The organism is Phenylobacterium sp., from assembly GCF_035309685.1.
In the GTDB taxonomy this organism is placed as follows: Bacteria; Pseudomonadota; Alphaproteobacteria; order Caulobacterales; family Caulobacteraceae; genus Phenylobacterium.
The window spans coordinates 246,120-269,000 of record NZ_DATGEX010000064.1 but is presented as its reverse complement, the minus strand read 5'-3'; the positions used below and the strand labels follow the sequence as shown (position 1 = coordinate 269,000).

The following is a 22,881-nucleotide window of genomic DNA, read 5'->3' as shown; positions in this document are numbered from 1 at the left end:
GCGGTCAGGCCCTTGCCACGGCGTCGAGCGCCTGGCGCAGCACCGCGCGGACCAGCTGCGCGCCGTCCGGGGTCGCCCCCAGGTCGTGGCCTGAGCCCGGCGGGCCGGGATGCAAGGTGACCTGCGGATGGGCCGCCAGGGCCGCGCGGTCCTCACGGCTGCAGAGCGAGGGCAGGTCCTCCAGCGGCCGGACCGGCTCCAGAGGCAGATCGCCCAGAATGACGTCGAGGGGCCGCTTTAGCCCCGCCAGCAGGGCGCGGTAGTCGCGGTCGGTCACCTCCCCGGTCTCGGCAATGCCGAAGATCTCGTTCGCCGCGACGCGCGCGCCGCGGTTCTCCGGCTCGCTGGCCAGGAACTCGCGCGCGGTCACGTGGAACGGCCACAGCGGCGCGGTGCGGAAGAAGGGCTCCAGGGCCACCTGCCGCACGATCTGCGGCGCCTGCAAACCGAGCGTCACCAGACAGCCTGTGGAGACGCCGTAGATGACCAGGGGCGTCTCGCGGAACAGGCTGACGAGCGCCTCGTCCAGCGAGCGGGTGATGGTGGCGATGTCGAAGGTGCGGGCCAGCGAGCCACCCATCCCCGGCAGGGGCGCGATGACCACGCTGACCTCCGGAAAGGCGTCCACCAGCTCATGCAGAAAGTCGCGCGGCGTCCAGACGCCGCCCATGGCCACCAGCGCCGGCGTCGCCGGGTCGGCGTGCAGCCGTCCCCCTAGGTACAGCGCACCACAACTGGTCTGGACGATGAGGCGGTCCATGCGAGGCCACGTCTCCGTCAGCGGCTCAGTCCGCGAAAGACGGGAAGGCCGGAAGGAATGGTGGGTGCTGGGGGATTCGAACCCACGACCCGCTGATTAAGAGTCAGCTGCTCTACCAACTGAGCTAAGCACCCGCCGTCGCACCGGAGCGTTTTCTGAGGCAGTATCAGCCCCGGCGGCGAGGGCGCGGAAAATACGCGAAAACGCGGCCTTGGCAAGGCGTGTCCGGATGGCGCGTTTGGGGCGCGGTCGCGCCAGGCGATTTGGGGGACTGAAAGGCCGATGAGCGCGGTGGATTTTGGGTACCTGGAAGGCTTCGCCGCCGGCGACCGGCAGGTGGTGGGCGAGGTGCTGGCGCTGTTCCGGCAACAGGCGGAGATCTGGGCTGCGACGCTGGACGCCGGCAGCGCCGGCTGGCGCGACGTGGTCCACACGATCAAGGGCGCGGCGCGGGGCGTCGGCGCCAATGAGCTGGGCGATGTCTGCGCCCGGGCCGAGGCGCAGGGCGAGGCCGGCGTGCCGGCGGTGCGCGACGCCTTGGCCGCCGCGGTCGCCGAAATCGTGGCCTATCAGGCCCGCCCGGCCTGACGGGCCCCTCCCGCTTCATTCAGGTGGCGGATTGCCCTATGAGCGGCGCTCACCCTTAAGGTTTGCGCGCCCTTTGTCCCCGAGCGATCCGTGTCCCTGAGCGAGTTCATCGGCGAAAGCGTGAAGACGCGGCTGGGGGTCGTGCGCCTGCAGACCAGTCCGGGTCCGGCGGACTCGGTGCGCCCGCTGGTCTTCGCCTTGCCCAGTTCGCTGTCCACGCCGGAAAACTTCGCGGCCGTGCAGCAGCGGCTCGAGCTGTTGGCCGACATGTGCGTCATGACGCTGCCGATCGGGGCCGCCTACGACCTTGCGGCCCACACGGTGCAGGGCCTGACCGCCCTGGTGGGCGAGCTGCTGGAAAGCCGCTATCCGGACCGGCCGGTGGTGCTGCTGGGCGCCTCGATCGGGGCGGTGATCGCGCTGGGCGTCCGGGCGCGCAATCTCGCCCGCATCGTCGCCGTCGAGCCGCCACTGGTCACCGCGGGCCTATGGCCGGTGCTCGACGCCTTCGGCGAGCATCTGCGGCAGGTGAAGGATGAGCTCTCCGAAGCCTACATCTCGGGCACCTTCGGGGTCACCCAGACCGATGTCGTGGGGCTCGACCATCGCTGGGTGCTGCAAGGGCTGAACGTACCGGTCGATGTGATGTTGGCCGAGGAGCCCCTGGAGCCGCGGCGCGCGCTCGCGCGCCATCCGAGCCTGGTGGGCGAGGCCGAGCGGCGGCTGCTGGCGGCGACGCCCGGCGTGCGGCTGCACCTCGTCGCCGGCACGGGCCACAATCTCATTGGGCATGCGATCGAGCCCGCGTCGGAGATCGTGCTGGAGGCGTGCCACCGCGCCTCCGCCCAGCTGCCGGCCGAGCGCCTGCGCCTCGACGAGCCGCTGCTGGAGGCGACGCCGCTGGCGGCGCGGCGCGTGCTGCACTGGGGTCCGGACGGCGACGTCTTCGCCGAGGCCTATCGCAGGCTCAATCCCAAGGCCCTGGTCACGACCGCGAACCCGGACGGAGGCGCCGGCGCGGCCGCCGGCCCGCCCGGCGGCTTCGACACGGTGGTCGCCGCCCGCCCGCCGTCACCCGACGTGCTGCAGCGGCTGGCCGCGGCGCTGAGCGCCGAGGGCTGTTTCGTCGTGCGCTGGGCGGCCGAGCGGGCGGCGCTGGCCGCGGACCTGGCGCCCAGCGGCCTCGTCCTGCGAGAGCCGGTGGACGCCGGCGGCACCGGTGTGGTGCGGGCTCAGAAGACCGGCGGGGCGCCGCCGCGCCCGGCGCTCTATGTCCAGGTCGCGCCCTACACCCGGGCGCTGATGGACGTGCGCACGCGGATGCCGGCGCGCGGCCTGGCCTCGGACCCGGACCTGCAGGTCGCCTACTGCCTCCCGCCGGTCGATGTGCCCCCGCTGGCCTACGACGCGCCGAAGCTGGTGGTCATGATCCGGCCAGGCGAGCTGCGCCTGGAGGTCTGGCGCAGGTCGCTTGTCCGGGTGATCCGCGGGGGCTGGGTGACGGTCATGGACTTCGATGACTACCCGCCGCTCATCGCCATGACCAAGGGCCTGCCGATCCAGGAGGAGGGCATGCAGCTGTTCTGGTACGCGCACGGCGTGCAGACCTCGACGCCGGCCCTCGTGGAACATTTCCGCGAATACAATCCTGAGACCGTGCTGTTCCCCAATCCGGCCTTCGAACTGCTGCCGTTCCCGCAAGGGCCGCGGCCGCCGCGGGTTTTCTATGGCGCGCTCATCCGCGGCGACTATGCGGTCTCGGTGGCGCGGTCGCTGGGCCCAGCCATCGAGAGCCGGCCCGAGACCGAGTTCGTGGTCATCGGCGACAAGGAGGTGTTCGCGGCCCTGCCGACCGCCAACAAGCGCTACTACGAATACATGAGCTTCGAGGCCTATTTGCGGCTGATGAGCCAGTGCACGGTCTCGCTGTCGCCGGTCGAGGACCTGGCCCATTGGGACACCAAGAGCGACGGCAAATACATCGACGCCGCACGGGCGGGCGTGCTGACCATCGGCTCGCCGGTGGTCTACGAGCGGATCATCCGTCACGGGGTCAACGGCCTGATGGCCCGTCAGGTGGCCGATTGGGCGCCCCTGCTGCGCCAGGCGCTGACCGACGAACCCGCGCGCGAACGGATGGCCAAGGCGGCCTGGGCGCAGGTGCGGGATGAGCGGATGTTCGCCGACCAGGAGGCGCTACGGCGCGATTGGTACTTCGACCTCTGGCGCCGCCGCGATGAGCTGAACGAGGCCCTGATCGCGCGCGTGCCGGGGCTGCGCGAGGCGCTGGCGGACTAGGCGTCCTGGCGCAGGGCGTCCCAGACGCCGAATTCATGGGCGATGCAGGCCTCGATCAGCGTGCGCCAGACCGGCTCGGCGATGGCTTCGGAGAGGCCGGCCTCGCGGGCGGCGGCCTTCACCTTGGCCACCACCTCCTCGACCCGGGCGTTGTCCCGCACCGCCTCGCGGTCCTGTTTGATACGCGCGGCGGCGTCCATGTAGCGCTGGCGCTCGGCCAGCACCGTGACCAGCAGGCGGTCCAGCGCGTCAACGCCCTGGCGCACCTCGGCCATGGTCGCGCAGTCGGCGGGCGCCGGGCGCGGGTCGGTGGAAAAGCTCATCGGTGACTCAGACTCTTGGTTAGATGCCGGCCCCGTTATCGATCGCCAACAGGGCCGCCTCGTGGGCCGTGGCCTGGGCCTCGATCCAGCTCACGAAGGCCTTCACCTGCGGCAGCCGGCCCTTGGCCTTGGGGTGGACGAGGTAATAGGCGAAGTCGACGGCGGTGGCGATCTGTAGCGGCGCGACCAGGCGGCCGGCCTCCAGGTCGGCCTGGGCCAGCGTGCGCTTGGCGAGCGCGACGCCGCGGCCATTCACGGCGGCCTCGATCACCAGACTGCTCTGGTTGAAGCGGGGCCCGCGCATGCCGTCGATGGTCTTCAGGCCGCGCGCCGCCAGCCACATGGACCAGTCGGGGCAGCTGTCGTCGAGATCGGGCGAGCCGTCGTGCAGCAGGATGTGGTTGGCGAGGTCCGCGGGCGTGCTGAGCGGCTGGTTAGCCAGGTGCTCGGGGCTGGCCACCGGGATCACCGTCTCGGAGAACAGGCGGTGGACCTCCAGGCCCGGGTAGCGCCCGGCGCCGTAGCGGATGGCGACGTCCACCTCGCCGGCGGTCAGGTCGACCAGCTCGATCGCCGCCGACAGCCAGACATCGACCTGCGGATGCGCCTGTTCGAAGGCGCCGAGCCTCGGCACCAGCCACTTGGCGGCGAAGGAGGGCGGGGCAGTCAGCGTCAGGCGCCGTCCATCGACGGCGGCGGTGAGCAGGGAGGCGGCCTCGGCCAGGCGGTCGAAAGCTTCGCGGAGCGCGGGGAGGGCGGTCTGGGCCGCGTCGGTGAGCAACAGCCCCTTGGGCGTGCGCTTGAAGAGCGCCGCGCCGACATAGTCCTCGAGGTTCTGGATCTGCTGGCTGACGGCGCCGGGCGTCACCGACAGCTCGTCCGCCGCCCGGCTGAAGTTCAGATGACGCGCCGCGGCCTCGAACGCCCGCAGGGCGTTCAGCGGCGGCAGACGTCGTCGTTGTTCCGTCGGTCGTTCCATAGAATTCCTGACAGCCCCGGCAGAAGTCCTTGGATTGCGAATTGGGGGCGCCGAGACCTATTTGCAAGCCTCCAGCGGTGTCCAGGCCCTTTTCATCGCGGGAATTCGGCGGGGCGGGCGCAGGCCCGTCCCGTTCCGGTTCAAGGTTCGTAGGCGTTAGAGAAGCTAATCATGTCCCAGCGGCAAGTGAGGTCAAGGCGCGCGGGCGGCCTGGTGATGCTGGGCGGCGGCAAGGCCTCCAAGGACCTGGCGGCGGGCGAGGTTTGGCTGGTCGGCGCGGGTCCTGGCGACCCCGACCTTTTGACCATCAAGGCGCTGAAAGTCCTGCAGAAAGCCGACGTCGTGGTGCACGACGGCCTGGTCTCCGATGAGATCCTGGAGCTGTCGCCGGGCGCCGCGCGGCGCATCTCGGTGGCCAAGCGCAAGTCGCGCCATTCCTATAGCCAGGACGAGATCAACCGCATGCTGGTGGCGTTCGCGCTCGACGGCCTGACGGTGGTGCGCCTGAAGGGCGGCGACCCCTTCATCTTCGGCCGGGGTGGAGAAGAACTGGAAGCCTGCCGCGCGGCGGGCGTGGCCTGCCAGATCGTTCCGGGGATCACCTCGGCGCTCGCCGCCGGCGCCAGCGCCGGCGCGCCGCTGACCCATCGCGGCTCCGCCCAGGCGGTCACCTTCGTCACCGGCCACGCCTCAGAAGGCCGCGAGCCAGATCTGGACTGGGCGAGCCTCGCGCGCCCCAACCAGACCGTGGTCATCTACATGGGCCTCTCGCAGGCCGCCCCGATCGCCGCGCGCCTGATGGCCGCCGGCCGCGCCGCCACGACTCCAGCCCTGATCGTTGAAAACGCCAGCCGCGCCGACGAGCGCCGCATCGTCACCAACCTTTGGGGCCTGGCCGAGGCCGCCTCGGCGCTCAGCGGCCCGGCCCTGCTGATCGTCGGCGAGGCCATGGCGCTGGCGCAGGCGGGCGAGCCCGCCGAGCTGGCGGCGCTGATCCAGGAGGTCCGCGCATGAAGGCGCTCACCGCCAACCGCCTGACCGATGGCGAGGTCGTGTTCTGGCGCCAGGGCCAGTGGGTCGAGCGTTTCGCCGAGGCCGATCTGTTCGCCGACGACGATCCGGCCGGCGAGGCCGCCGAGGGCCACGCCAAGAACCAGCCCAAGGTGGTGGTCGAGCCCTATCTCATCGACCTGGTGGAATCCGAGGGCCTCTGGGCCCCGCTCAGCTACCGCGAGCGAATCCGGGCGCTCGGGCCCACCAACCTCAATCACGGCAAACAGACCGAGGGCGGCGCGGCGATCGCGGCGCTCAAGCACGCCCACGGCGCGTCCCGCTCCACGGGCCGCGTCGACCTGATCAAGCGGAAGTAGGCCTCATGTACCGCTACGACACCATCGACCGGGAAATGCTGGCGGACCGCTCGGCGGAGTTCCGCGAGCAGGTCGGCCGCCGCCTGGCCGGCGACCTCACCGAGGACCAGTTCAAGCCGCTGCGGCTGATGAACGGCCTCTACCTGCAACTCCACGCCTACATGCTGCGGGTTGCGATCCCCTACGGCTCGCTGAACCCGACGCAGCTGCGCAAGCTCGCCTGGATCGGGCGGACTTACGACAAGGGCTACGGCCACTTCACGACGCGCCAGAACCTGCAGTTCCACTGGATCAAGCTGGCCGACACGCCGGATATCCTCGATCACCTGGCCAGCGTCGATATGCACGCGATCCAGACCTCCGGGAACTGCATCCGCAACATCACCGCCGACCCCTATGCCGGGGCGACGTCAGAGGAAATCGACGACCCGCGCGTCTGGGCCGAGGCCATGCGCCAATGGTCGAGCCTGCACCCGGAATTCTCGTTCCTGCCGCGCAAGTTCAAGATCGCGATCACCGCCGCGCCCAAGGACCGCACGGCGGCCAAGGTGCATGACATTGGTCTCGTCGTGCGCCGCGCCCGCGACGGTCAGATGGGCTTTGAGGTCATCGTCGGCGGCGGCATGGGGCGCACGCCCTACATCGGCTCGACCATCCGCGAGTTCCTGCCGGCCAACCGGCTGTTCTCGTACCTGGAGGCGATCCTGCGGGTCTATAACCGTCACGGCCGCCGGGACAATTCCTATAAGGCGCGGATCAAGATCCTGGTCGCGGCCCTGGGCGCCGAGGAGTTCGCCCGCCAGGTCGAGGCCGAGTGGGAGAAGGTCGGTGCGTCCGTCGACCTGCCGGACACCGAGCTCGCGCGCATCCGCGGCGCCTTTGCGGCGGCCGACTTCGACGTCCTGCCGGCGGTCTCCGAAGCCCACGAGCGGGCCAAGGCGGCCGATGCGGCCTACGCGCGCTTCATCCGCAACAACCTCAAGCCGCACAAGAAGCCCGGCTACGGCATCGTCGAGATCTCGCTCAAGACCGTCGGCGAGACGCCCGGCGACGCGAGCGCCGCGCAGATGGACGCCGTGGCCGACCTCGCCGAACGCTACGGCCAGGATGATATCCGCGTCACCCACGAGCAGAACCTGGTCCTGCCGCATGTCCGGCTCGACGACCTGCCCGAGGTCTACGCCGCCTTGAAGGCCGCCGAGCTCGCCAGCGCCAATATCAACCTGGTGAGCGACATCATCGCCTGCCCGGGCCTGGACTATTGCGCGCTGGCCAATGCGCGGTCGATCTCGGTCGCCCAGCACATCGCCCAGAAGTTCGCCGATCCAGACCGGGCCGAGAAGGTCGGCGAGCTGAAGATCAAGATCAGCGGCTGCATCAACGCCTGCGGGCACCACCACGTGGGCCACATCGGCATCCTGGGCGTCGATAAGAAGGGCGAGGAATTCTATCAGCTCACGCTCGGCGGTTCCGGGGCGGAAGACGCTGCCGTGGGTCAGGCGCTGGGCCCGGCGCTGCCCTACGACAAGGTGGCCGACGCCGTCGACACCCTGGTCGAGACCTATCTGCGCGAGCGCCAGGGCGCCGAGCGCTTCCTCGACACCTTCCGGCGCACCGGCGTCGCCCCCTTCAAGGAGGCCGTCTATGCCGACGTTCATTAGGCTGGCGGACGGCGTGTTCTCGCTGGCCGAGGACGCCTTCACCCACGTGGCCGACGACGAGGGCCTGCCGCCGGGCGACGTGATCGTCACGCTGACCCGCTTCCAGGCCGACGGCGAGGCGCTGCTCTCGGAAGGACGCAAGGTCGGCGTTCGCCTCGCGAGCGACGAGGAGGTCGAGGTCCTGGCCTATGACCTGCCGCGGATCGCGGTGGTGGCGCTGGAATATCCGAAGTACCGCGACGGCCGCGCCTTCACCTCGGCGCGCCTGCTGCGCGAGCGGCTGGGCTTCACGGGCGAGGTGCGCGCGGTGGGCGATGTCCTGCGCACCCAGGCGGGCTTCATGGTCCGTTGCGGTTTTACCGCCTTCGAGCCGGCGGACGGCTCGACCCCGGAGGACTGGCAAAGGGCCAGCCAGCGCTTCCGTCACGTCTATCAACGCTCCGCCGACGGCCGCGCGCCGGCCTATGTGGAGCGGGGAGGGTGAGCTTGGCCTACGATCACAGCGACTGGCATCAGACGCTCGCGCCGCGTCTGGACGCGGAATTGCGCCATGCGCACCCGCGGACGGTGATCGAGGAGGCCGTCGCGACCTTCGGCGACAGGCTGGCGCTGGTCTCGTCCTTCGGGGCGGAATCGGCGGTGCTGCTGCACCTGGTCTCCAAGGTGAAGCCCGACATGCCGGTGCTGTTCCTGGATACCGGCATGCTGTTCGGCCAGACGCTCGACTACCGCCGTCAGCTGGCGGCGCTCTTGGGCCTGACCGACGTGCGCGATCTGCGCCCGGCCTACCAGGACCTGGCCACCGGCGACCCTGCCGCGAAGCTCTGGCAGACCGACACCGACGCCTGCTGTGAGATCCGCAAGGTGATCCCCCTGGACAAGGCGCTGGCCGGCTTCGACGGCTGGATCACCGGCCGCAAGCGGTTCCACGGCGGGGCGCGGCTGTCGCTGCCGGTGGTGGAGCAGGCCGATCACCAACTGAAGTTCAATCCTCTGGCCAACTGGGCCAAGGAGGACCTCGACGCCTACATGGCGGAATATGCGCTGCCGGCGCACCCGCTGGTGGCCCAGGGCTTCCCCTCGATCGGCTGCTGGCCCTGCACCCAGCCGGTGGAAGACGGTCAGGACGTCCGCGCCGGCCGCTGGGCGGGGCAGGACAAGACCGAGTGCGGCATCCATGTCGCCCGCGCCCCGGGCGCCGCGCCCAATGTCGGCGGCGACATTTGACGCCGCCTGAAAGAGTGTAGACACCCCGATGAATGACGTTGCTTTCGCTCCAGTGGCCGCGCCTGTGAAGGCAGGCGGCGCTTTCTTCGTCGAGACCGTGACCTGGGTCCAGCATTGGACCGAGAGCCTGTTCTCGTTCCGCACGACCCGCGATCCGGCGCTTCGCTTCGCCAGCGGCCAGTTCGTCATGGTCGGCCTGACGAAGGAGGACGGCAAGCCGCTGGTGCGCGCCTATTCCATCGCCTCGCCCGCCTGGCACGAGGAGCTGGAGTTCTATTCGATCAAGGTGCCGGACGGGCCGCTGACCTCGCGCCTGCAGCACCTCAAGGTCGGCGACGAGGTGCTGATCGGCCGCAAGCCCACCGGCACGCTCGTTCTTGATGGGCTGAAGCCGGGCAAACGGCTGTGGATGCTGGGCACCGGCACCGGGCTTGCGCCCTGGCTGTCGCTGGCGCGCGACCCGGACGTCTATGAGCGCTTCGACGATGTGATCGTCACCCACACGGTGCGCGAGGTCGCCGACCTCAACTACGCCGAGCTGCTGGGCCATGACCTGGCCCACGACGAAATCCTGGGCGAGCTGATCGGGCCGAAGCTGCGCTACTACCCGACGGTGACGCGCGAGCCGTTCAAGACCCAGGGGCGGATCACCGACCTGATCGCGTCGGGCCAGCTGTTCCGCGATCTTGGCCTGCCCGCCTTCGACAAGGCGGTGGACCGGGTGATGCTGTGCGGCGGCCCCTCGGTGCTGGCCGACCTGAAGCAGCAGCTCCTCGACCTCGGCTACGAGGAAGGCTCCATCGCCCAGCCCGGCGACTTCGTCCTGGAACGCGCCTTCGTCGAGACCTGAGGCCGGCCGCCAGACCTCCGGACAAAGAAAAACCCCGGCGCTGCGGAGCGCCGGGGTTTCTGTTGTTCAGGCTGACGCCGAAGCTTAGGCGGTGGCCGCCACGGTCTTACGCTGACGGCGGAGCATCGTGCCCATGCCGAGGAAGCCGGTGAGCATCAGAGCCCAGCTGGTCGGCTCCGGCACGCCGGCGATCGGCCAGCCGATGGCGAACGACTGATTGCCGCCGTTGGAGATCGTGAACACCCTGTCGTTGGCGTCGGCGAGGTTCCACGAGGAGGAAGGGCCGTTCGCGTAGGTATCGTAGTAGCTGGCGACCAGGCCCGAATTGAAATTGCTGACCGAACCCGGCACCTCGACGTTCCAGATCGCCGCCTGGATCGCGGCTTCCTGAGCCGCGAGATCAGGAGCGGTCCCCTGCATCTCCATGATCCAGCCGGTGTCCACCAGGTCGGTGATGGTCTTCGTTTGGTCGGCGCTAAGCGTCTGCGGCGCGTTCGGGATCAAGCCACCGCCGTCAGGCTGGTTGGTCGTATAGGTCCAGCCCAGATTGCCCAGGTTCATGTCGTGGTAGAGGTCGATGCAGAAGCCGAAGAGGGAGGTGGCGCCGCCCGGATAGCCGGACACCGTGAAGGTGAGTGGGCCGTCATAGACATATTCGTTGATGGCGCCGTAGCTGCCGTTGGCCGGAGCAGTGACGAGCGCCGTGTACGACTGATCCATCGACGAGCTGACCAAGGTGAAGGTCTGGGTGGCCGAAGCCTGCCCCGCCATCGCCATCACACCAAGGCTCGCCGCCGCGGCCAGGGCCTTGATCCCACGCATACGCATTGTGTCACTCCTGAACATGTACTGGGCCCCCATGCCCATTCGCCTCAGCCCCTGCATTGGACATGCCGACGCGCACGGAGGCGACTTCAATTTACAGCGTTAGCATGCCGTTAAGCTTAAGCAACGGGACTCGCCTAAGAGGGGAGTCCTTGGGGACAAGAACGCATAGCGGCGGGCGACCGGCGAATTCGCGCCGGGCAGGGAGCTGTTCAGCAGCGTTTCTCGGCCCTAGGCGGCCAGTCGGCTCTGGCCCGCCGCGGCGCCGAGGGCGGCGACGAAGCCGTTGAAAAGCTTGGCCATTGCCGGCTTCTTGTAGGGGTAGAGCTCGGCCGAATCCATGGCGTGGACGATCATCGCCACGTCGGTCTCGAAGACCAGCAGCCGCCCGTCCTGGGTCTCGGCGCAATCGATGCCGAAATAATCGAGGCCGAGCGTCTGGTTCAGCGCTTCGAACGCGGCGCGATGCCGCAGGGCGAAGCCGGTGTCGAAGGTCTCCATGACCTCGGCTTCCTCGGCGCGATTGGCGGCCTGGCCCATATCGGCATTCAGGTAGTGCACCATCCAGCGTTCGGAGACCGCCATGTGACTGACGAAGGGCTGACCGCCCACGAACACCACGCGCAGCTTGCGGAACCGGCCGTCGGCGCCCCGATAGTCGAAGAAAGCCGCCACGAAGAACTCCGCCTGGGCATGCTCGGCGAGATAGGCGCCCAGCTCGGCCCGCGAGGCGAGCTTCTGCAGACCGGCGCCGGCGTGGGAGCCGAGCGGCCGGACGATGACCGGGAACCTCAGGTCGGCGTGCAGGGCGGAAAGCTCCGACGCGCCGCTGACGACGCCTTCGAGGGCGGCGCGCGGGGCGCGGCGTGTGGCGGGGCAGATCAGCGTCGGATGGCCGGCGAAGGTGTCGGCGACGCCGTCGCGGCTGAGCGCGGCGATCAGCTGCGGCCGGCTGTTGATCACTGGCCGGGGCCAGGCCGCGAAGGGCTCGGCGCCGAGCGCCGCGAGCGCCTTGGATCCGTCGTCGGATTGGCCGATCGCCAGGAAGGCCACGTCGTGCTCGGGAACCTGCGACGGCGAAGGGAGCGCGCCATCCACGAAATAGACGGTCAGTTCGACGTCGGAGCCTTCCAGCAGGAAGTCGATCGGCGTGTTGGTCATCAGATCGCCGGCGGTCATGAAGGCCAGCACCTTGAGCCGCCCGTCGCCATGGCGGGTGCGATAGCAGCGCTGGCCGGCGATGGCGGCGGCCTGCAGCTCCAGACCCTTTTCGCGGCTGCCGGTCATCTGCACCAGGGTCGAGAGGTCGAGCAGGGCGCCGTAGTCGGCCTCGTTGGCGCTGACGCGGGCGATCAGTCGGTCCCAGACTTCCTGCAGCCCAGCGCCTTCGAACACGAGGCGGCCAAGCGCGGCGACGCCCAGGCTGGCGACCGGCGCGACGGTCGAAAACTCGGTGGGACCGGTGGCGGAGATCAGGGTCCTGAGGTCGTAGGGCATCGGCGTCCTTGGCACAGCAACATTCAAAATGTGTCGGCCGTGCAGGAGCCGGAGTCCGCCTCGGCGCCTTGAAGAGCCTTAGGGCAGGCCCTTCTGCGCCCGCCGCGCGAGCCTGAGCCGGCGCAGGGCCTAGAAAAGCCCGCCAAGGTTGTTGGATCGTTAAGGGCGATCAACTTGTTCAGTCCGTCGCCGCAAATCATCCGGGCGCTGTCCGATCCGGCCCGGCTGGCGCGGCGATGAGCGCGGCGGCGACCGGCAAAAGTATTTTATATCAAACTTATGGATCGACGCGCCGGCGTTCCGGCGGCGTGCCTTGACGGCCGCCGCAGAGCTCATCGCGCGGCGCGCCGCCCCTTGCCGACAGCTCCGGAGGGTGAGACCACCTCAGGTAGTGCGTTATGCGAACCCGATCCTAGCGTGGGGCGGCCAGAGCCCGAGCGGCCTCTGCCAGCACGAAGGCGGCGCGCTCGTCGAGGCTGCCGTGGGGCACGACCAGCGGCTCATAGTCGAAGCGGGCCACGACCTCGAGGATCCGGGGAAAGGTGGCCTCCGCTTCCGCCCAGTCCTGGCGCCGCTCGGCATCGGTCTCGTAGATCTCGCGCCAGGGCGGGAAGACGAAGACGCGGCGATTGTAGCGCCGGTCCCGGGCCGCCGCCGCCAGGTCCGCCGGGGCGGCCCATCTCGGATCGAAGCCGTCGAGGAGGCTCCGGTCGAAAAACACGCGCCCGGTCGCATCTGCCCCCGTCGCCTCAACCAGAGCGTCGAACTTGCCGATGTCGCGCCGCACGCAAAGCGCGCAATAGGCGGCGAAGTCGTCCCAGGGGAGCGCGCGGCCTCCCGCGGCCGCCTGCTCGGCGATGACGGCGCGGTGGGTCTCCTCGACGACGGTCTCGCCCATGGCCTGCAGGTGGCGCAGCAGCGAGGTCTTGCCGACCCCGGGGCCGCCGGTGAAGACGAAGAAGTTAGGTTTATGGATCAAGCTGTTCTCCAGACATGCTGAGGTGCGCCGGGAAGTCGGCGGTTCGCGGTCCGGGGGATTTGTCGGGTGAGCCGGAGGCTTCAGCCCGGAATGGCTAGCCGGGCGGGCAGCCTTGGAAGTCGCCGACCTTGATGGCCGTCAGGCTGGAGAGGTCCAGGCCCTTGGTCGCCGCCATCGAGCGGGCCGTGGCGCCGGTGTAGAGGTCGATCCGCTTGCCCTTGATCGCGCTGCCGGCGTCAGATGCGTACCAGTAGCCGTCGTGTGTCGAGCCGTCCGGCATCTTCAGGCCGACGGTTTCCTTGATGAACAGCACGCTGTGCCGCGGGATCAGGTTCTTGTCGACGGCGACGGTGCGCATGGCCACGACCTTGCAGCCCAGAGCGTCCAGCGCGCCCACGCCCTTGGCGCCGGCGTGATAGAGCGTCGCCTTTAGATTCCAGCCAGGGCCCGAGGGCAGGGCGCCGGTGACCACCGACATGATCAGGTCGCCCACAGGGTCGGCGGGCGCAGCTTGAGCGCCGGAGGCTGCGAAGATCAGGGGCAAGAGTGCCAGGGCGGCGAGGCGGCGTCGCAAGACGGCTCCTCCTTCGTCGTTGAACTGGTGCGACCGGGTTTGTAGCCGGGGCGGTCAGGGCTGCCAACCCCGGAACGGGTGCGGCGCGGCGACCTGTCAGTAGAACTAACAGCGCCGTGGAGTTCAGATCGTTTGCGCTCCACAGGCGAAATCCGCCATATCCACCTGGGTTTCCGGTGGGCTTTTGGGGCGAGGTATTCATGAAAATCTATGGGGATTCCATCTCGGGCAACTGCCTGAAGGTGAAATGGGTCTGCGACTCATTGGGCCTTGCCTACGACTGGATCGAGACCAGCGTGATCGCCGCCGAAACGCGGACGCCGGAGTTCCTGGCGCTCAATCCGGCCGGTCAGGTCCCCATGGTGGTGCTGGCCGACGGTCGCCCGCTGGCTCAGTCCAACGCCATCATCCTGCACCTGGCGGAGGGCTCGGCCCTGATCCCGGCTGACGCCTACGACCGGGCCAGGATGCTCGAGTGGATGTTCTGGGAGCAGTACAGCCACGAGCCCTACATCGCCGTGGCGCGCTTCCAGCTCGCCTATCTCGGCAAGACCCAGGCCGATCTCGACCCCAAGGTCATGCCGCGCGGCCGCGCGGCCTTGCAGCGGATGGAGGACGGGCTGGCCGGCGGCGGCGCCTTCCTGGTCGGCGAGGCGGTGAGCCTGGCCGACGTGGCGCTGGTCGCCTACACCCGGGTCGCCCACGAGGGTCAGTTCAACCTGGCCGACTATCCCCTCGTGCAGGCCTGGGTCGGTCGCGTCGAGCAGGCGCTGAATATCCGCGACTGAGGCCCTTGCCTTCGGTCGGGGGAGGCGACAAACCGTCGGGCATGAAACGCCTTGCGCCCATCGCCTCCGTCGCCTCGCTTTGCGCTGCTCTCGCCACGGCTCTGACCCCGAGTTCGGTGTTCGCCTGGGGCGGCTCCGGGCACCGGATGATCGGGGTTGGCGCCATGAAGGCCCTGCCGGCGGACCTGCCGGCTTTCCTGAAGGCCCCGCAGGCCATTGTCGACGTCGGCGAATATTCGCGGGAGCCCGACCGCATCAAGCGCGCCGGCAAGGCCTTCGACAGCGACCGCGACCAGGGCCATTTCTTCGACATGAACGACGACGGGACCGCGCTCGGCGGTCCCAAGGCCACCGCGCTCCCGCCCACGCGCCAGGACTATGAAAAGGCCCTGCAGGCGGTGGGCGCCGACAGCTGGAAGGCCGGCTACCTGCCCTACAGCATCCTTGAGGACTACCAGCAGGTGATGCAGGACTTCGCCTACTGGAAAGCGCTGAAGTTCGCCGAATCGAACCCGGCCTGGGCCGCGCACAAGGCGTTCTTCACCGCCGACCGCGTGCGGCGCGAGCAGCAGATCCTGATCGATATCGGCTACCTGTCGCACTTCGTCGGCGACGGCAGTCAGCCGCTGCACGTCAGCGTCCACTTTAACGGCTGGGGCGACTATCCCAACCCGGGCGGCTACTCCACCTCGCGGACGTTCCACAGCGACTTCGAGGGCGCCCTGGTGCGCCTGTCGGTCACCCAGGCCGACGTAGACAAGGCGATGGCGCCGCTGCGCGTCAACGCCGGTGGGCTCGACATCGCACAGGTCGGGGCCTACCTCGCCGCCACAGGCGCCCAGGTGGTCCCGCTCTATGAGCTGGAAAAGGCCGGCGGCCTCAAGCCCGGCGATCCGCGCGGCGCGGCCTTCGCGACCCGGCAGATCGCGATCGGCGCCTCGGAACTGAGAGACCTGCTCGTCATGGCCTGGCAGGGCGCCGACAAGCAGACCGTGGGCTGGCGCCCGATTCCGCTGGCCGACATCCTCTCGGGCAAGACCGACCCCTACAACGCCTTCTACGCGATCGACTGATGCCGGCCGCGGGCAGGATCGTCCCGCAGTTCGGCCAGCCTGCGCCGGGCCGCGCCTATCCGGACCGGCCAGCGGCCTTCGCCATCGTCGAGCGCGACGGCCAGATCGCGGTGGCCCGGGTCAGTTTCGCGGCCGGCGGCGGACGCCTCGACCTGCCGGGCGGCGGCCTCGATCCCGGCGAGACGGCGGCGCAGGCCGCGGCGCGCGAGTGCGGCGAGGAAGTGGGCTTGCAGATCGCCGTCGACGCCGAGGTCGCCCGCGCCGACCATTATTTCACCAACGAGGACGACAGCCGGGTGAACACCCGCGGCGTCTTCTTCGCGGCCCATGTCACCGCCGAGGCGCCGCAGCTGAAGGTGGAGGACGACCACGCGCTCGAATGGATGACGCCGCAGGACGCGCTGCTCGCGCTCGACCGCGAGTCCCACGCCTGGGCGCTGGCGGCATGGTTGCGTTTGCGCGCGCGCGCCTGACCCGCTAGTCGGTGCGCCAATTCCAGGAGGCCGTCACCGTGTCCGAGTCGTCCGCCCAGCTCATCGACGGCAAGGTCTACGCCGAGCGCCTGCGCGAGAAGGTCGCCGAGCAGGTGGCGGCGCTGAAGCGCGACCACGGCCTGCAGCCGGGCCTGGCGGTGGTGCTGGTCGGCGACGACCCCGCCAGCCAGATCTATGTCCGCTCCAAGGGCGAGCAGTCGCTGGCTGCGGGCATGCACTCGGTCACCCACCGCCTGCCGGAAGACACCACCCAGGCCGAACTGGAGCGCCTGGTCGCCGAGCTCAACGTCGACCCGCTGATCCACGGCATCCTGGTGCAGCTGCCGCTCCCCAAGCATCTGGACGAGAAGCCGGTGCTGGCCATGCTGAACCCCGACAAGGACGTCGATGGCCTGACGGTGGCCAACGCCGGGCGGCTGGCCAGCGGCCTGCCCGCGCTCGTGCCCTGCACGCCCATGGGCTGCATGATCCTGCTGCGCGACGTGTTGGGCGACCTGACCGGCAAGCGCGCCGTTGTCGTCGGCCGGTCCGTGCTGGTCGGCCGCCCGATCGCCCAGCTGCTGCTGCAGGCCGACTGCACCGTGACCATCGCCCACTCCCGCACCGCCGACCTGCCGGCCGTCTGCCGCGAGGCCGACATCCTGGTGGCCGCCGTCGGCCGGCCGCGGATGATCAAGGGCGACTGGATCAAGCCGGGCGCCGCGGTGATCGACGTCGGCATCAACCGCGTCCCTTTCGACGATCCGATCAAGGCCGCCGAGGGCCGCACCAAGGTCGTAGGCGACGTCGACTTCAAACAGGCGAGCCGGGTGGCCGGCTGGCTCACGCCCGCGCCGGGCGGCGTCGGGCCGATGACCGTGGCTGTCCTGCTGCAGAACACGGTCACGGCGGCGAAGATGCAGGCGGGGCTGGCCTAGGTCGCGCTCTTCTCCGTCCAGCTGACGATCTTGCCGACCACGTCGCCGACGGCGGTGTTGTAGGCCGCGACGATGGCGCTCACGCGGTTGTCGGAGGCCGGGACCCGGGCTTCGAACTCATCTTCGCCGACCCCGCTCTGATCGGCGCGGGTCAGGGCGGCGTGGACGCGGACGATGACGGTCGGAGCCGCCTTCTCGCCGTGGTCGTAGCGGGTCTCGAAGGTGCGCACGTCGACCCTGAGCGCATAGGCCGAACGGCCCTGCTGGCCGCGGGCGATCAGGCGGATCGGGCTGGCGTCGAAAGCCTTCGCCACCGCCTCGTCGAACAGGATGTCGGCCGGAGCGACCCAGCGGCTCTCGGCGATATAGGCCGCCCTGCCGCCGGTCATGGTCAGGATGCGGTCGTCGGAGGCCTCCTCCTGGAACGTGCCGTTGGTCTGGAAGACCGCCACGGCGCTGGCCGGCCGCGACGGCGCCGGCGTGGCCGCCGCGGGCGCATAGAAGCGGTAGAGTTGCGCCGGCTTGCTCTTGGGCAACAGCGAGATGCAGCCGGAAAGCGCCGCGGCGCAGACCGCGATCGCAGCCAGGCGAAGAATGGGGCGGATCATGGCTTCACCTTCACTTCTTCCGCGGAGCCCTTGCCCAGCGCTCCGGTGGGACTGCGCTGGATCTCGTTGACCAGGCGCTGGAGGGACTCGGCCGCCTTCTGCAGCTCGACGATCGCCGAGGTGATCTGCGGCAGGCCGTTGTTCGCGAAGTCGGCGGTCGGGCCCTGCAGCTTGTCGATCATGCCGCGTAGGTCGTGAGCCGCGCCCTTGGCCTCGTCGGCGGCGTCGGCGATGCTCTTCAGGCTGCGCTTGCCGTCGCCGTCCACCAGCCCTTGCGTCGACTTCAGGATGCCGTCGGCGTGCTGGGTCGCGGTGTCCAGGTCCTGGATCAGCTTCTGGGCGTCGCCGATGATCTCCTTGCGCTCGCGGATCTCGGCGGTGACCGCCTGGGCGTCGGAGAGCGTGGCCGAGAAGGTCTGGATGTTCTTGTCGGAGAGCACGCGGTTCACCCGGTCCAGCGCCTCGATGGTCCGGGTCAGCACCGTCCCGCCGCCTTCCAGCAGGTCGGAGAGCGCGCTGCGCTGGCTTCTCAGGATCGGGATGCAGGGGCCGTTGAGGCCGTTCGACTGGCACTTGGCCTTCTCGACCACCTTCAGCAGCGGCTTGGACGGCGTGCCGGCGGTGATCTGGATGTAGTTGACCCCGGTGATCCCCTGCGGCTCCAGCGTCGCGTAGCTGTCGACGCGGATCGGCACGTCGGAGGTCACGCGCGCACGCGCGATCACCCGGCTGGGATTGGTGCGGTCCAGCGCGATCTTGGTGACCTCGCCGACCTTGATGCCGTTGAAGTGAACCTCGCCGCCCTGGTTCAGGCCGCGCACCGGCCCGTCGAAGACAATGTCGTAAAGGTCGTACTCCTGGGAGAACGAGACCCGGGCCAGCCAGACGACGAAGATCACCAGGCCAACGAAGAGGATCAGCGAGGACAGGCCCACCAGGGCGTAATTGGCGTTCTTTTCCATCAGGCTTCCGTCTTCACCTTAGCCGCGGCCCGGCCGCGGGGGCCCAGGAAATACTCCTGGATCCAGGGATGTTTGTTGTGTTCGAGCTCGCGGACCGGCGCGGTGGCGACCACCTTCTTGTCGGCGATCACGGCGACGCGGTCGGTGATCTCGTAGAGCGTGTCGAGGTCGTGGGTGATCATGAACACCGTCAGGTCCAGGCTGTCCGACAGGTCCTTGATCAGTTCGTCGAAGGCCGCCGCGCTGATCGGGTCGAGGCCGGCGGTCGGCTCGTCGAGGAACAGGAGCTCGGGGTCGAGCGCCAGGGCGCGCGCCAGACCCGCCCGCTTGCGCATGCCGCCGGAAAGTTCCGCTGGCTTCAGGTCGCCGGATTCAGGGCCGAGGCCCACCAGGGCGATCTTCAGGTCCGAAAGGTCGTAGATCTCTTTGCGCGTCAGCGTCGTGTGCTCGAACATCGGGGCGGCCACGTTCTCGCGCACCGTCAGGTTGGAGAACAGCGCGCCCTGCTGGAAGAGCACGCCCCAGAGCCGCTCGATGGCCGTCCAGCGGCGCCGCGAGGCGCGCTCGATGTCCTGGCCGAAGACCCGCACCGTGCCCGCCTGCGGATTGCGCAGGCCGATGATGGTGTTGAGCAGCACCGACTTGCCGGCGCCTGAGCCGCCGACCACGCCCAGCACCTCGCCGCGCTGGGCGGTGATGTCCAGGCCGTCGTGGACCACATTGTCGCCGAACCGCGAGACCAGGCCGCGCACCTCCACCGCCGGCCCCTGCGTGTCGAGCAGCTGATCGTCGGTGAGGGTGTCCTCGTCCACCTCTTCGGGGGGGACGGCGTGAGGGGGTGCGCTCTCGGTCATATGTTCAGCTTCATGAACAGCAGCGCGAACGCCGCGTCGATCATGATGATCGCGAAGATGGCGTGGACCACCGCCGCCGTCACCCGCCGGCCCAGCGATTCCACGTCGCCGCCGACTTCCAGGCCCTGGCGGCAGCCGATGCCGGCGATCACCGCGGCCATCACCGGGCCCTTGGACATGCCGACCCAGAAGTGCACGGCGCCGACGTTGTCGACGATGCGCTGCAGGAAGAACGTCGGCCCCAGGTCCAGCACGCTCCAGACCACCACCATGCCGCCCAGCAGGCCGGACAGGGTGGCGACGAAGGTCAACAGCGGGATGGTGGCGAGCAGCGCCACGAAGCGCGGCAGGACCAGGGCCTCGAACGGGTCGACCCCCATCACCTGCATGGCGTCGATCTCCTGGTTCATCTTCATCGAGCCGAGCTCTGCGGCGAAGCTGGAGGCCGAGCGGCCGGCCAGCAGCACCGCGGTGATGATGATGTTGAACTCGCGCAGCACCGCGATGCCGATCAGTTCGACGGCGAACACCTGGGCCCCGAACTGGCTCAGCATGTTGGCGCCCAGGAGGCCCACGACGGCGCCGATGAAGAACGAGGTGACCGCGACGATCGGGATGGCGTCCAGGCCCGCGCGTTCGGCCAGCGAGAAGATCGCCGCCCAGCGGATCCGCTTGGGGTTGGTGAACAGGTAGACGGCAGACCGCGCGACGACGACCAGCAGGTGACCCAGGAAGGCCAGGGTGTCGAGCCACTCGTAGCCGATGTTCATCACCCCCTTGCCGATCCGCACGGTCATTTCGTGGAAGCCGCGAGGGGGAGCCGTGCTGACCGGCTCGACATGCACCGCCGCGCCGACCAGCTCCAGGAGGCGCGCGCTTTCGGGGCGCGACTGGACGGTCTTCAGGTCGAAATGCTCGGGGAGGGCCCGGATCAGGGCGTAGGCGCCGGCGGTGTCGAGGCGGCGCACCTTGCGGATATCGACGCCCACCTGGCCCCGCGCGTTTCCACTCTGCGAACCCAGGGCTTGCGCCAGCCTGGCCGGCGCATCGCCCAGGCTGTTGGCCGTCCAGTCGCCGGTCAGGGCGACGGTCGGGCGCTCGCCGGCGGTCCTGACGCTGAATTCGGCCGTCGTCTCCACAGTCAGGCGGGCTCCGTTATCGAGCGTCTTTATCTCAGGGGCGGCGACTTTCGAGTCGCGCTCCAAAGGGAGATGTGACCCTAACAGAGACGGCGCAACCGCCCGAACGTCTTACGGCGCAGGTTGTTCCGCATTTGGCCAGCTTCCGGCCGTTCTGAGCCGGGAGGCGTCCTTATGGTCAAGCTGAGCCCATTTTTGGTCAAGCCCGCAGCCGACAGTGGCGCCCGGTCGCCCACCGGATCACCCGGGCGCGCCGAAGACCGCAGTGTCCAGGGGTGGAGAGTATCGTTGTCCCGCCAATTTGAACTCGCCGGCAAGTCCGGCGCCCGCTACCGCTACATCTCCTTCGAGGAGGACCGCTTCCTGCCGCCGGCGGGAGCCAATTTCGTCATCGCCCGCCTGACCAAGGAGGGCGCGACCGTCGTCTACGCCGGCGAGACCGACAACCTCGCCGCCCAGAGCTGGCGCAAGACGCTGGAGAAGGCGCGCGAGACCTATCGCGACGCCGCGATCCTCACCCGGCTCAACGTCACCCGCGCGGTGCGCGAGGCCGAGCGGGTGGACCTGATCGCCGAGCACCAGCCGCCGATGAACGGCTAGCGGCGCTGTGGTAGAGCTTCGGCCCTAGACCCTGTCCCGGCTGACTCGTCAGCCGGGGAAGAACAGGGTCGTCGCCTATTTCGGGAGCCCTTCTCGTCCGCTCACGATGATTCATCATGAGCGGGAAGGGCTCCTGGCCGGGGACCTGCCGATGACGCTCAGCTACGACCTCTACTGGTCCTTCCGCTCGCCCTATTCCTACATGGTGACGGGGCGATTGGCGGCGCTGGAGCGCGACTACGACGTCGCCTGCAACGTGCGGCCGGTCTATCCGCTGGCGGTGCGCACGCCGGAGTTCTTCGAGCAGCAGGATCCCCTGTGGATCCGCTACTTCATGACCGACGTGTTCCGCGAGGCGGCGTTCCTGGGCCTGCCGTTCCGCTGGCCCCGGCCCGACCCGGTGCAGCGCTCGGAGGGCGAGGGCTACCGAATGCGGCAGCCTTACATCCACCGCCTCACTCACCTGGGCGTGGCGGCCGTGCAGCGCGGCCGGGGCCTGGCCTTCCTCGATGAGGTTAGCCGCACGATCTGGGACGGCGGGACCGACAACTGGCACGAGGGCGATCACCTGGCCCAGGCGGCCGCACGCGCGGGACTGGATTTCGCCGGGATGGCCGCCGCGGTCGACGCCGATCCGGCGGCCTTCGCCGCGGCGGTTGAGGCCAATCAGCTCGCTCAGCGCGCCGCCGGCCATTGGGGCGTACCGATGATGACCTTCAACGGCGAGGCCTTCTTCGGTCAGGACCGCTTCGATCAGCTCAAATGGCGCCTAGAGCAGCAGGGCCTTCAGCGCCGCTAGCCGCGCTTCAATAGGTCAGCTTCGGATACCAGTCCGCGCCGCGTCCCTCTGGGGTCATGTCCAGGAAATTCCACAGAGGCGCAGGATCCGGCGCGCCGCGCGGGTCCTGGCCGGGGTCGCCCTCGGTCATCTCGCCGGACCAGAAGTGGCGGATCGTCCCGTCGCGTCGCGTGAAGACGTTGATCGCGGGGATCTCCGAGCCCTCCGGCAACAGGCCGTGATAGTCCGTCGAATAGGCGTCGTTGAGGTCCTGATAGACCTTCAGACCCTGCCAGCCGCGTTCCTGCTTGAAGGCGATCAGCCGCTCGACCGGCGATCTCGCCACCACGCCCAAGGCGACCTTCTGCTCGAGGTCCTGCGCGTTGGCGGCGAGCGGGCCCAGCAGGTTGGTGCACATGGGGCAGGGCCGCTCCCGTTGCGGCCCGAACATGAAGCTGTAGAGGATCAGGGTGTCCTTATCGCCGAACAGCCCCGCGAAATCGCGCGCGCCGGCCTCGCCCATGAATCGGTAGTCGCCCTTCACCTCGCCGCCCGGAGGCAGGCCGCGGCGCAGGGCGGCGACCCGCGCCAGATGGCGGCGTAGCTCATATTCCTCCTCAAGCAGCGCGGTTCGCGCGGCGCGATATTCGGCGCTCTCGTTGGGGAAACGCACCGGCCCGCGCGCGGCAAGCTCGGCGGCCGGTGTCAGGGTCTCGGTCTTGGCGTCCATGGGTGCG

At 69.2% G+C, this 22,881-nt stretch carries 26 protein-coding genes and 1 tRNA gene; 14 read left to right on the top strand and 13 right to left on the bottom strand.

Translation table 11 applies throughout. The features are described 5' to 3' along the window. Positions 1 to 4: 4 nt before the first annotated feature. On the bottom strand, positions 5 to 760 hold the full coding sequence (locus VKQ35_RS20280; RefSeq protein ID WP_324364538.1) for an alpha/beta fold hydrolase: 756 nt from the start codon (positions 758 to 760) through the stop codon (positions 5 to 7). A gap of 58 nt (positions 761 to 818) precedes the next feature. Beyond that, positions 819 to 894 (bottom strand) — tRNA-Lys (locus VKQ35_RS20275). A gap of 148 nt (positions 895 to 1,042) precedes the next feature. Here VKQ35_RS20275 and VKQ35_RS20270 point away from each other — a divergent pair. Both VKQ35_RS20270 and VKQ35_RS20265 read left to right on the top strand, forming a co-directional pair. Beyond that, entirely contained in the window at positions 1,043 to 1,348 is a 306-nt protein-coding gene (locus VKQ35_RS20270; RefSeq protein ID WP_324364537.1) for an Hpt domain-containing protein, read from the top strand. Positions 1,349 to 1,438: 90 nt separating this feature from the next. Continuing rightward, positions 1,439 to 3,646 carry a hypothetical protein gene (locus tag VKQ35_RS20265; RefSeq protein WP_324364536.1) on the top strand — a complete coding sequence of 736 codons (2,208 nt, stop codon included), beginning with the start codon at positions 1,439 to 1,441 and terminating at the stop codon, positions 3,644 to 3,646. Here VKQ35_RS20265 and VKQ35_RS20260 read toward each other — a convergent pair. Both VKQ35_RS20260 and gcvA read right to left on the bottom strand, forming a co-directional pair. Continuing rightward, positions 3,643 to 3,969: a chorismate mutase gene (locus VKQ35_RS20260; RefSeq protein WP_324364535.1), complete on the bottom strand. Its 327-nt coding sequence runs from the start codon at positions 3,967 to 3,969 to the stop codon at positions 3,643 to 3,645. The genes VKQ35_RS20265 and VKQ35_RS20260 overlap by 4 nt on opposite strands. A 19-nt stretch (positions 3,970 to 3,988) precedes the next feature. Further along, positions 3,989 to 4,948 carry a transcriptional regulator GcvA gene (gene gcvA, locus VKQ35_RS20255; protein WP_324364534.1) on the bottom strand — a complete coding sequence of 320 codons (960 nt, stop codon included), beginning with the start codon at positions 4,946 to 4,948 and terminating at the stop codon, positions 3,989 to 3,991. A gap of 171 nt (positions 4,949 to 5,119) precedes the next feature. Between gcvA and cobA the strand changes: the two genes are divergently transcribed. Genes cobA through VKQ35_RS20225 form a run of 6 tightly spaced genes read left to right on the top strand, consistent with a single transcriptional unit; the run spans position 5,120 to position 10,056 of the window. Continuing rightward, positions 5,120 to 5,962: a uroporphyrinogen-III C-methyltransferase gene (gene cobA, locus VKQ35_RS20250; RefSeq protein WP_324364533.1), complete on the top strand. Its 843-nt coding sequence runs from the start codon at positions 5,120 to 5,122 to the stop codon at positions 5,960 to 5,962. Beyond that, positions 5,959 to 6,318 carry a DUF2849 domain-containing protein gene (locus VKQ35_RS20245; protein ID WP_324364532.1) on the top strand — a complete coding sequence of 120 codons (360 nt, stop codon included), beginning with the start codon at positions 5,959 to 5,961 and terminating at the stop codon, positions 6,316 to 6,318. Before cobA ends, VKQ35_RS20245 begins: the two co-directional genes overlap by 4 nt. 5 nt (positions 6,319 to 6,323) lie before the next feature. After that, positions 6,324 to 7,979, top strand: coding sequence for a nitrite/sulfite reductase (locus VKQ35_RS20240; RefSeq protein WP_324364531.1), 1,656 nt, complete (start codon positions 6,324 to 6,326; stop codon positions 7,977 to 7,979). After that, positions 7,963 to 8,463, top strand: a complete 501-nt coding sequence (locus VKQ35_RS20235; protein ID WP_324364530.1) for a DUF934 domain-containing protein — start codon at positions 7,963 to 7,965, stop codon at positions 8,461 to 8,463. The genes VKQ35_RS20240 and VKQ35_RS20235 overlap by 17 nt, the downstream gene beginning before the upstream one ends. Positions 8,464 to 8,465: 2 nt before the next feature. Further along, positions 8,466 to 9,206 carry a phosphoadenylyl-sulfate reductase gene (locus VKQ35_RS20230; RefSeq protein ID WP_324364529.1) on the top strand — a complete coding sequence of 247 codons (741 nt, stop codon included), beginning with the start codon at positions 8,466 to 8,468 and terminating at the stop codon, positions 9,204 to 9,206. A 28-nt stretch (positions 9,207 to 9,234) separates the two neighbouring features. After that, complete coding sequence (locus VKQ35_RS20225; RefSeq protein ID WP_324364528.1) at positions 9,235 to 10,056, top strand: ferredoxin--NADP reductase; 822 nt, start codon at positions 9,235 to 9,237, stop codon at positions 10,054 to 10,056. Positions 10,057 to 10,140: 84 nt separating this feature from the next. Here the strand turns inward: VKQ35_RS20225 and VKQ35_RS20220 are convergent, their stop codons facing one another. The 4 genes from VKQ35_RS20220 to VKQ35_RS20205 form a co-directional block, all read right to left on the bottom strand. Then, complete coding sequence (locus VKQ35_RS20220; protein WP_324364527.1) at positions 10,141 to 10,884, bottom strand: PEP-CTERM sorting domain-containing protein; 744 nt, start codon at positions 10,882 to 10,884, stop codon at positions 10,141 to 10,143. Between the two features lie 228 nt (positions 10,885 to 11,112). Further along, positions 11,113 to 12,378 (bottom strand): hypothetical protein, encoded by a 1,266-nt coding sequence (locus VKQ35_RS20215; protein ID WP_324364526.1) that lies wholly within the window; start codon positions 12,376 to 12,378, stop codon positions 11,113 to 11,115. Positions 12,379 to 12,790: 412 nt separating this feature from the next. Further along, a complete protein-coding gene (locus tag VKQ35_RS20210; RefSeq protein ID WP_324364525.1) occupies positions 12,791 to 13,357 on the bottom strand; it encodes an AAA family ATPase in 567 nt (188 codons plus the stop codon). 94 nt (positions 13,358 to 13,451) lie between these two features. Beyond that, positions 13,452 to 13,931, bottom strand: a complete 480-nt coding sequence (locus VKQ35_RS20205) for a 3D domain-containing protein (RefSeq protein WP_324364524.1) — start codon at positions 13,929 to 13,931, stop codon at positions 13,452 to 13,454. A 200-nt stretch (positions 13,932 to 14,131) separates the two neighbouring features. On the opposite strand from VKQ35_RS20205, the gene VKQ35_RS20200 reads away from it, so the two are divergent. From VKQ35_RS20200 to folD, 4 genes are read left to right on the top strand one after another with little or no spacing between them, the layout of a single operon-like run. Further along, positions 14,132 to 14,719: a glutathione S-transferase family protein gene (locus VKQ35_RS20200; protein WP_324364523.1), complete on the top strand. Its 588-nt coding sequence runs from the start codon at positions 14,132 to 14,134 to the stop codon at positions 14,717 to 14,719. 41 nt (positions 14,720 to 14,760) lie between these two features. Further along, on the top strand, positions 14,761 to 15,792 hold the full coding sequence (locus VKQ35_RS20195) for a S1/P1 Nuclease (RefSeq protein WP_324364522.1): 1,032 nt from the start codon (positions 14,761 to 14,763) through the stop codon (positions 15,790 to 15,792). Then, on the top strand, positions 15,792 to 16,265 hold the full coding sequence (locus tag VKQ35_RS20190; protein WP_324364521.1) for an NUDIX domain-containing protein: 474 nt from the start codon (positions 15,792 to 15,794) through the stop codon (positions 16,263 to 16,265). The genes VKQ35_RS20195 and VKQ35_RS20190 overlap by 1 nt, the downstream gene beginning before the upstream one ends. A gap of 38 nt (positions 16,266 to 16,303) precedes the next feature. Further along, entirely contained in the window at positions 16,304 to 17,203 is a 900-nt protein-coding gene (gene folD, locus VKQ35_RS20185) for a bifunctional methylenetetrahydrofolate dehydrogenase/methenyltetrahydrofolate cyclohydrolase FolD (protein WP_324364520.1), read from the top strand. Here the strand turns inward: folD and VKQ35_RS20180 are convergent. Genes VKQ35_RS20180 through VKQ35_RS20165 form a run of 4 tightly spaced genes read right to left on the bottom strand, consistent with a single transcriptional unit; the run spans position 17,200 to position 20,766 of the window. Then, on the bottom strand, positions 17,200 to 17,811 hold the full coding sequence (locus VKQ35_RS20180; RefSeq protein ID WP_324364519.1) for an ABC-type transport auxiliary lipoprotein family protein: 612 nt from the start codon (positions 17,809 to 17,811) through the stop codon (positions 17,200 to 17,202). The two genes, folD and VKQ35_RS20180, sit on opposite strands and share 4 nt — an antisense overlap. Continuing rightward, positions 17,808 to 18,773: an MlaD family protein gene (locus VKQ35_RS20175; RefSeq protein WP_324364518.1), complete on the bottom strand. Its 966-nt coding sequence runs from the start codon at positions 18,771 to 18,773 to the stop codon at positions 17,808 to 17,810. Before VKQ35_RS20175 ends, VKQ35_RS20180 begins: the two co-directional genes overlap by 4 nt. Next, entirely contained in the window at positions 18,773 to 19,627 is an 855-nt protein-coding gene (locus VKQ35_RS20170) for an ABC transporter ATP-binding protein (protein WP_324364517.1), read from the bottom strand. The genes VKQ35_RS20175 and VKQ35_RS20170 overlap by 1 nt, the downstream gene beginning before the upstream one ends. Then, positions 19,624 to 20,766 (bottom strand): ABC transporter permease, encoded by a 1,143-nt coding sequence (locus tag VKQ35_RS20165; protein ID WP_324364516.1) that lies wholly within the window; start codon positions 20,764 to 20,766, stop codon positions 19,624 to 19,626. The genes VKQ35_RS20170 and VKQ35_RS20165 overlap by 4 nt, the downstream gene beginning before the upstream one ends. A 288-nt stretch (positions 20,767 to 21,054) precedes the next feature. Here VKQ35_RS20165 and VKQ35_RS20160 point away from each other — a divergent pair, with 288 nt between their 5' ends. Together VKQ35_RS20160 and VKQ35_RS20155 are read left to right on the top strand one after the other, a co-directional pair. Beyond that, entirely contained in the window at positions 21,055 to 21,366 is a 312-nt protein-coding gene (locus tag VKQ35_RS20160) for a hypothetical protein (RefSeq protein WP_324364515.1), read from the top strand. Positions 21,367 to 21,517: 151 nt separating this feature from the next. Then, entirely contained in the window at positions 21,518 to 22,165 is a 648-nt protein-coding gene (locus tag VKQ35_RS20155; RefSeq protein ID WP_324364514.1) for a 2-hydroxychromene-2-carboxylate isomerase, read from the top strand. 7 nt (positions 22,166 to 22,172) lie between these two features. Here the strand turns inward: VKQ35_RS20155 and VKQ35_RS20150 are convergent, their stop codons facing one another. After that, positions 22,173 to 22,874, bottom strand: a complete 702-nt coding sequence (locus VKQ35_RS20150) for a DUF899 family protein (RefSeq protein WP_324364513.1) — start codon at positions 22,872 to 22,874, stop codon at positions 22,173 to 22,175. Between the last annotated feature and the right edge of the window lie 7 nt (positions 22,875 to 22,881).